Annotated in this window: 7 protein-coding genes; 1 reads left to right on the forward strand and 6 read right to left on the reverse strand. The window is 57.3% G+C overall.

Annotation, left to right across the window (positions count from 1 at the left end):
* Positions 1-190 precede the first annotated feature (190 nt).
* Positions 191-643, forward strand: a complete 453-nt coding sequence (gene hpaR / locus HMPREF3138_RS18850; protein WP_004933183.1) for a homoprotocatechuate degradation operon regulator HpaR — start codon at positions 191-193, stop codon at positions 641-643.
* A 56-nt stretch (positions 644-699) separates the two neighbouring features.
* On the opposite strand, the gene HMPREF3138_RS18855 is transcribed toward hpaR, so the two are convergent.
* The 6 genes from HMPREF3138_RS18855 to HMPREF3138_RS18880 all read right to left on the reverse strand — a co-directional run bounded on the left by HMPREF3138_RS18855 (position 700) and on the right by HMPREF3138_RS18880 (position 6,844).
* Positions 700-1,491 carry an SDR family oxidoreductase gene (locus HMPREF3138_RS18855; protein ID WP_038878409.1) on the reverse strand — a complete coding sequence of 264 codons (792 nt, stop codon included), beginning with the start codon at positions 1,489-1,491 and terminating at the stop codon, positions 700-702.
* 4 nt (positions 1,492-1,495) lie between these two features.
* Positions 1,496-2,293, reverse strand: coding sequence for a molybdenum cofactor biosynthesis F family protein (locus HMPREF3138_RS18860; protein ID WP_038878408.1), 798 nt, complete (start codon positions 2,291-2,293; stop codon positions 1,496-1,498).
* Positions 2,294-2,304: 11 nt separating this feature from the next.
* Positions 2,305-3,087, reverse strand: a complete 783-nt coding sequence (locus HMPREF3138_RS18865; protein WP_033648535.1) for an SDR family NAD(P)-dependent oxidoreductase — start codon at positions 3,085-3,087, stop codon at positions 2,305-2,307.
* Positions 3,080-3,670, reverse strand: a complete 591-nt coding sequence (locus HMPREF3138_RS18870) for a DUF3156 family protein (protein ID WP_038878406.1) — start codon at positions 3,668-3,670, stop codon at positions 3,080-3,082. Before HMPREF3138_RS18870 ends, HMPREF3138_RS18865 begins: the two co-directional genes overlap by 8 nt.
* Entirely contained in the window at positions 3,645-5,138 is a 1,494-nt protein-coding gene (locus HMPREF3138_RS18875) for an APC family permease (protein ID WP_033648536.1), read from the reverse strand. Before HMPREF3138_RS18875 ends, HMPREF3138_RS18870 begins: the two co-directional genes overlap by 26 nt.
* Positions 5,139-5,569: 431 nt before the next feature.
* Entirely contained in the window at positions 5,570-6,844 is a 1,275-nt protein-coding gene (locus HMPREF3138_RS18880) for an oligosaccharide flippase family protein (protein ID WP_038878403.1), read from the reverse strand.
* Positions 6,845-7,163: the final 319 nt, after the last annotated feature.

Raw genomic sequence — 7,163 nt, forward strand, 5'->3', positions numbered from 1 at the left:
AACATTAGCGTGATTATTCAATGTATTAATCATTTTTATCGCCATTTTTCGCTGCGCCCCGCATTTTTGCTTTATCCCTACGGGTAACTTTGGCTACTATTAAGTTATTAACAAAATCGGGCTTTGCGGGGCAGGCGCCCCCATAACGAGCGCCGTAACAACGAACACCTTGATAGCTAAGGCCAAACTTATGCATGAATCGTTAACCATCGCCCTGCTGCAGGCGCGTGAAACCGCCATGGGGTTCTTCCGCCCGATCCTGAAAAGCCACAATTTGACCGAACAGCAGTGGCGCATCATCCGCGTGCTGGCCAACAGCCGCTCGATCGAATTCCACGAGCTGGCGGCGGAAACCTGCATTCTGCGCCCCAGCCTGACCGGCATTCTGTCGCGCATGGAGCGTGACAAGCTGATCTTCCGCCTGAAGCCGGTCAACGATCAGCGCAAGCTGTACGTGTCGCTGACCCAGCAGGGCCAGGATCTGTATGAAGTGGCGCGCCACCAGGTGGAACAGGGCTACGCCGAGATTGAAGCCGCTTTCTCGCGGCAGAAAATGGACCAGCTGATGACGCTGCTGGACGAGCTGATCACGCTGGGCGACAGCCTGCCCGCCAACGTCACCGCGCATCCCGCCAAGCAGTGATTTAACCAACCGGAATTCTCAAATTAATTGACGTTGCAGCCAACAACGCTGTAGCGTCAGGTAAGCAGAGCATTCGTTTCCGGCAACAGCGCACCGCCGTCCACCACCAGCGTCTGGCCGGTGATGTAGGCCGCCGCCGGCGAAGCGAGAAACACCATCGCCGCGGCGATGTCTTCCGGTTCCCCCAGCCGCCCGAGCGGCACCGAGGCGGCGATCGCCTGATTCACCTGCGCGTCGCCCAGGTTGGCCATCGCCGGCGTGCGGATCATCCCCGGCTCCACGCCGTTGACGCGAATTTTCTCCGCCGCCAGCTCCAGCGCCGCCGCGCGAATAAACCCGTTCACCCCGGCCTTGGAGGCGGCGTAGTGCGCCAGCCCCGGGTAGGCCACCCGCGGGCCGGTCACCGACGAGGTCACCAGAAGGCAGCCGCCGCCCCGGCGGCGCATCCACGGCAGCGCCGCCTGCGCCAGAAAGAACGGCGCCATCAGATTGACGCTCAGCGTGCGTTGCAGCAGAGCCGCGTCGATGGCGGCGAACGGCGTCAGCGGAAAGTAAGCGGCGTTGTGAATCACCACGTCCAGCCGTTGATGCCGCTCACCTACCGCCGTCACCAGCTCAGCGATCTGCCCCGGTTCGGCCAGATCGCAAGCCAGCGCCTGCACGCTCAGCCCTTCACCCCGCAGCGTTTGCGCCGCCGCCTGCGCCTGCGGCAGTTGCACGTCCGCGATAGTCACCTCGGCGCCCAGCCGGGCAAAGGCGCTGACGATCGCCAGCCCAATGCCCTGAGCGCCGCCGGTCACCAGCACCGCCTGCCCCGCAAAGGCGTCGGCCGCATAGGTTGCGCTCATCGCCCTATCCTCGCGGGTGGCGCGTGGTGTTCAACACCTGCGCATGGGCGCCGACCGCAAAGTTGCTCAGCGCGCTGAAATCGCTGCCCTGATAACCGAGGATCTTGCCGTCGGTGCGCATGCCCTGCAGATCGATCATCACCACGCCCAGCGTCGGTATGATCTTCTCGCGCCAGACGAACAGATAAAGCTGCTCCGCCACCTTCACGTAGTGGCAGCGATCGACGTCCGCCAGCCCTTTCTCCACCCCGTCCAGACACTGCCAGGCGTAGAAGTTATCGTTCAGGTAGATGTGCTCGTACCGTTCGGTCGGGCTGTAGGTGTACATGTTGCGCATGCCGATCAGCTCATCGGTAAAGCCCGGTGGCGCCACGTCGGCGTCATCCAGCGTGCCGAAGCGGAATTCGGCCTCGACCGCGGTCAGCGGCAGCCCCTGCTCCACCCGGCTGAAGGCGTCGAGCCGCGCCTGCGCTTCGTCCGGCAGCTGGCCGTACACCGCGGTGAAGTTGCCCTGATTGCGGTCGCATACCAGCGTAATGCTGGCGTTGGCGCGGGCAGGATCGAGAAAATCGATGAACAGCACGCCGGGGCGAATGCTGGTGGCGCGATAGGCGACGCTGCGCCGTTCGCCCCACTCCAGCGTCTGCTCGTCGGTAAACCGGCAGCGCTGCGTCGCGCCGTCGCTAAAGCGCAGCGTCAGCGTGGTGCCCGCCAGCCCGTGCTGCCGTTCCAGCGTATTACTGTGCGGCGCAAAGCCTTCCGCCAGCGCGCCAACCTGAATGAATACCGCTTCTGAACTCATGGAAATGCTCCTTACAGGGAAGTGAAAGCCAGGGTCGGCACATCGACGATGGTGGAGCCGCCGTCGGCCACCAGCGCCGCGCCGGTAATGATTGAAGCTTCGCTGGAACACAGGAAACGGCAGACGCGGGCGATCTCCTCGGCGCTGGCCGGGCGGCGCAGCGGCACGTCGCGGCAGACCATCTGGTAAGCCTGCTCCAGCGAAATCTGATGGGCGTCCATCAGCAGTTGCATCTCTTCGTCCGCCATCGGCGTGGTCACCCAGCCCGGGCACACCGCGTTGGCGCGCACGCCCAGCGGGCCATAATCGCGGGCGATGGAGCGCATTAGCCCGATCAGCGCGTGCTTGGCGGTGACGTAGCCGCAGACCTCCGGCCCGGCGGCCAGTGAGGCGATCGAGGCCACGAACAGCAGGTTGCCGCCGCTTTTAATCAGCTCCGGCAGGCAGGCGCGCGCGCTGGCGAAAGCACTGTTGAGGTTGCTGTCCATCGCCCCTTGCCACTGCGCGTCGGTCATCTCGGTGATGCGCTTGAAGCCCATTCCGCCGGCGCTGCCGATCAGGCAGTCGATGCGCCCGGCTTCGCGCAGAATGGCCGGCAGCAGCGCGTGGTTCCAGCTCTCGCCGCTGGCGGCATCGCCCACCAGCGCCTGCGCGCCGATCTCTTGCGCCAGCGCCGCCAGCGGTTCCGGGCGGCGGCCGATGATGAACACCCGATCGCCCTGCGCCGCCAGCAGACGGGCGCAGGCGGCGCCGACGCCGGTGCCGCCGCCGGTAATCACAACCACTCTATTCATGATTCAGCTTCTCCATCAGTTGGCCGATCATCAGCAGGCTGCTCAACAGCAGCCGCCGCTGTTCGGCATCCAGCCGCAGGTAGCGGCGGCCGGCCGGCAAACGGCTGACCACCGCCGATGCGGCGAAATGCTCAATCTCCACCTGCCAACGCCCGTCGTTCACCGTCAGCCGCACGCGGCGAAAATCCAGCTGCGCCAGCGTCTCGCCGATCTGCGGGTAGCGCTGCAGGCCGTCCAGCACCCGCTGCGCGGCCGCATGGCGCTGGCGCAGCAGATAACGCACCCCGCGCCGCCGCAGCCAGCCGCCGGTCACCACGTCCAGCGTCAGCGGAAGCTGCATCGCGCACGGGCCCTGCAACCGAAAGCGGTGGCTGACGATATGCGCCATAAACAGCCCCTGGACCTGTTCGCCGATCTCGATCTGTGGCCCCTGCGGCAGCGTCAGCCGCAGCAGGCTCGGCGCCAGGCGTTCGCACGCGTAGGGTTCCAGGTTGCGCGCCAGACGATCCAGCGCGGCGCCCGGCCGATAGCCCGACGGCGCTCGCCGCCAGGCGCGATTAAGTGAGGGAAGTAAGCCGATCAAACTGCGCCTCCTCGTTTTCACCCTTGGCGAACGCGTTCTCCAGCACCTGCTCGACCGGCACCGGCTTGAACGGATTCACTTTCTGCACGCACAGCGTCCAGAACAGCGCATAGGCGGCGGTCAGGCCGATCATCCAACCGAAAGGAATGTAGATGTCGCTCGGGTTCATTCCCGGCGGCGTGATGTAAACGATGGCCAGCACGATGCCGACGCTGGAAACGATCTGCGGTAGCGGGAACCACGGCGATTTATAGGCGCGCGGCAGATCGGGGCGGCGTACGCGCAGGATCACCACCGAACAGGTCACCAGCAGGTAGGCCACACCCCAGGCGCACACCGCCGCCAGCACCAGCGGAATGATCCTGTCAAGGTTGCCCTGAATGGCGAAGGCGTGTACGCAGGGGATCAACACCGCCACCAGAATACCGACCACCGGCGTCTTAAAGCGCGGGTGCAGATAAGCGAACATGCGCGGCAGCGCGCCGTCCAGCGCCATGCCGTACAAAATACGCGGCACCGCCGCCATCAGCGTGTTGATGGTCGCCGCGCCCGCCAACAGCAGGCCGACGCCCAGCCAGTATTTGCCGAACTGGCCCATCACCTGGCCGGCGAACGCCGGGATGGCCATCGGCGTTTCTAGCAGGCGCGTGCCGCTGGCGGCGTCGATCACCACGTTTTCCACCTGGTGGCTGAGCGCCGCGCCATACAGCGCCATGCACACCGCCACGCCGCACAGCCCCAGCGCCATCGCGCGCGGGATCACCCGATCGCAGCGCTTGATCTCCGGCGCCATCGGCGTCACCAGCTCACAGCCGACGAACATGAACATCGCCATGCCGATCAGGCTGAACACCGCGAAGGGATCGTTCAGGCTCAGCGTGCTGCCGAACCAGCCCTCGAGCGGCACCGCATGCGGCGACAGCAGCCCGACGATACCGAAAATCACCAGCGTGCTCCACATGGCGAAGGTCAGCACGATCTCCGCCTTGCCGAAGGCCTCGATGCCGAACGCGTTGAGCAGGCCGAACACGATTACCAGCCCGACGCCGACCATCCAGGAGGCGTTGTGGCTTTCCATCAGGGTATTGAGGTGCTCGAAGTTCACCAGCGCCATGATGCCGGAGAGAATGGTCTCGGCGGTGCCGGCGAAGATGTGCACGATCAGGTAGGCCGACAGCGCGCCGGTGATGGCGAAAAAGCGCCCCATGCCGCAGGAGATGTAGTCGTAAACCGATCCGGAGGTCGGCAGCAGCGCTGCCGCTTCGGAGAAGGTGGTGAGCTGCGCCTGCATCATGATGAAGGCGATCAGCATCGCCAGCGCGAAGGTGTCGCCGCCGATGCCGAAGCCGCTGGTGACCGTCAGGATCACCGGGCTGGCCATGATCACCCCGACCGAACTGGCCAGGGTGGTGGGAAAGCCGACCTTGCCTCGAGCCAGGTGGGCGTGCAACCGCGACGACAGGTTCATGGTTATTTCCTCTTATAGTTTTGGCCTGATGCATGCAGGTGCTTGCAGGTTTTTCACCGCCAGCGGCGGTAATCTCACTATAGAGAGGAAAGGAAAATGCTGACTATCGTCCTTAAGGACGAGGGCTTAGTGATGAACGAGTGAGAGAGATGGGTGGCGGTGAAGGCAAACAGGAGATTTTTCGACAAGCGCCAATCTGATAAGTGCTAATTACATCTAATCTGCAATGCAGTCAAAAAACGGCTGACTAAATCGAAACTGCACTCGCATTTTCACAGGAAATTTACGCTACCGAGAAAAGAACAGTTCATATCAGAATATCTATTATTTATTATTCCTGCAACCTGTAATCAACAAAGCGGAATTAAAAAAATTAAAAACCCTCATAGAAAAAACAAAGAATACTTACCCAATACCCTCTCCATCTACAATTAACGCACCTTTCCTTTTAAATACAAAAAAGGATTGAATGTTTTAATGTGTATCCTGGCCACAACCCCTTGATTGAATAAATAATTCAACGCCGTCAATGAAATAAATTCTGTTATTAACATACTATATGCAGCTCCCAAAACACTGTAGTGAGAAATTAGAAACATGCTTAACGGAAAATTAATAATGAAAACAAAAAATGTTTTGTATGATATAAATTTATACCCAGACTCCTTAATTATATAACGATAAGCTACTGGCCCCATAGCTGAAAAAGCGGTAGCGACAGTCAATATAATCATGATAGGGTAGGCATCCCTATATTGCTCACCATAGAGCACACTTATGAAAAATCGACCAAAAATGATAATTAATGTAACCGTAACAAGACAAAATAACAGCACGATACCATTTAATCTCGCAGCTTCATTAATGGATTTTTCTCTGTCACTCTCTTTATAAATGATAGCGAACGAGGAGGTAATAAACGCCAGACTAATAAATGCCCAAGAGGAGGCCAACGTATTGGCTGCCGCGAATAGCCCCAGTTCAGCTGTTGTTCCAAACTTAGCCAGCAATACCTGTGACAGACGAGTATATATCGAAATTGATATCCCTGATATCGCCAATGGCAGTCCAGCATATAGCATGTATATAATATAGCGCCTATCCCTAAATCTATCCCCATTAATTCTTTTATGCCGCGCTTTAAAAAAAAACACTCTTATATAATAAGGAATAATGGCCACAGTAATAATAGGGATTGCCAGAAACTTTATATCAAGATTGGCATGCACAACAACCAACCTAAGCAACAGGCTGACACCTAGCCCAATAACGTTCGCAAAAGCATTAAACTTAGAATTCAAAGCCGCATCGTTATAAATGGCAATAACATCCTGAGAAAAAAAATAGGCAGCAATACTCGCAGCCAGGCAAAAAACAAACGTCAATGTATCTGTCATGAAATAAAAATAGATTATTAATACCGTTGCCAGCACAAAGAAGATACTTCGCCTCAATTTTTTTGCCGACAGCATGAGCCGAATACCGGAGCGCTCATTGCTACTCATTCGTTTAAAAATTATGGTCTCAGTCCCAAACAAGGAAACAGCTTGAACAATTCCAAAAACTGAGATAGCAAAAGCCATTGTACCAAAAGCGGATGGCCCAATATACTTAGCGACATAAGATGTAACAAAAATCAGTCCAAAAACTGACACGATCTTTTCAATGACCATCCAGGAGAAGTTTTTTAACACACTAATATTCACAATCTAACTCTTCACATTGTTTAATTTCCAGTTTTCATCTAAATGGCCTACAGATTAATTTAAATAGTTATCCCATCAGCCACCACTTCGTAAACATGATTCAGTCTTAAAAATCATAGAAACATAGAGAAATCTCGCAATTAAAATGAATACCCTCTGCCACAGATAAAAAAGGCACGCTACCGCGCCCAGCTTAACTAAATGATTTTTATAAAAAATCAATGCTGCAGCCACATGAGCATCTCGTCATTTCTTAATCCATATATGGCTTCATTTCATTCAACCAGCCAACCAACCAACCAACCAACCAACCAACCAA

Origin of the sequence: Serratia sp. HMSC15F11, assembly GCF_001808215.1 — a bacterium.
GTDB classification, from domain to species: Bacteria; Pseudomonadota; Gammaproteobacteria; order Enterobacterales; family Enterobacteriaceae; genus Serratia; species Serratia nevei.

Bases quoted from the DNA above. Each gene is read 5' to 3' on its own strand.
- hpaR (WP_004933183.1), top strand. From the start codon at position 191: ATGCATGAATCGTTAACCATCGCCCTGCTGCAGGCGCGTGAAACCGCC.
- HMPREF3138_RS18855 (WP_038878409.1), bottom strand. From the start codon at position 1,491: ATGAGCGCAACCTATGCGGCCGACGCCTTTGCGGGGCAGGCGGTGCTG.
- HMPREF3138_RS18860 (WP_038878408.1), bottom strand. From the start codon at position 2,293: ATGAGTTCAGAAGCGGTATTCATTCAGGTTGGCGCGCTGGCGGAAGGC.
- HMPREF3138_RS18865 (WP_033648535.1), bottom strand. From the start codon at position 3,087: ATGAATAGAGTGGTTGTGATTACCGGCGGCGGCACCGGCGTCGGCGCC.
- HMPREF3138_RS18875 (WP_033648536.1), bottom strand. From the start codon at position 5,138: ATGAACCTGTCGTCGCGGTTGCACGCCCACCTGGCTCGAGGCAAGGTC.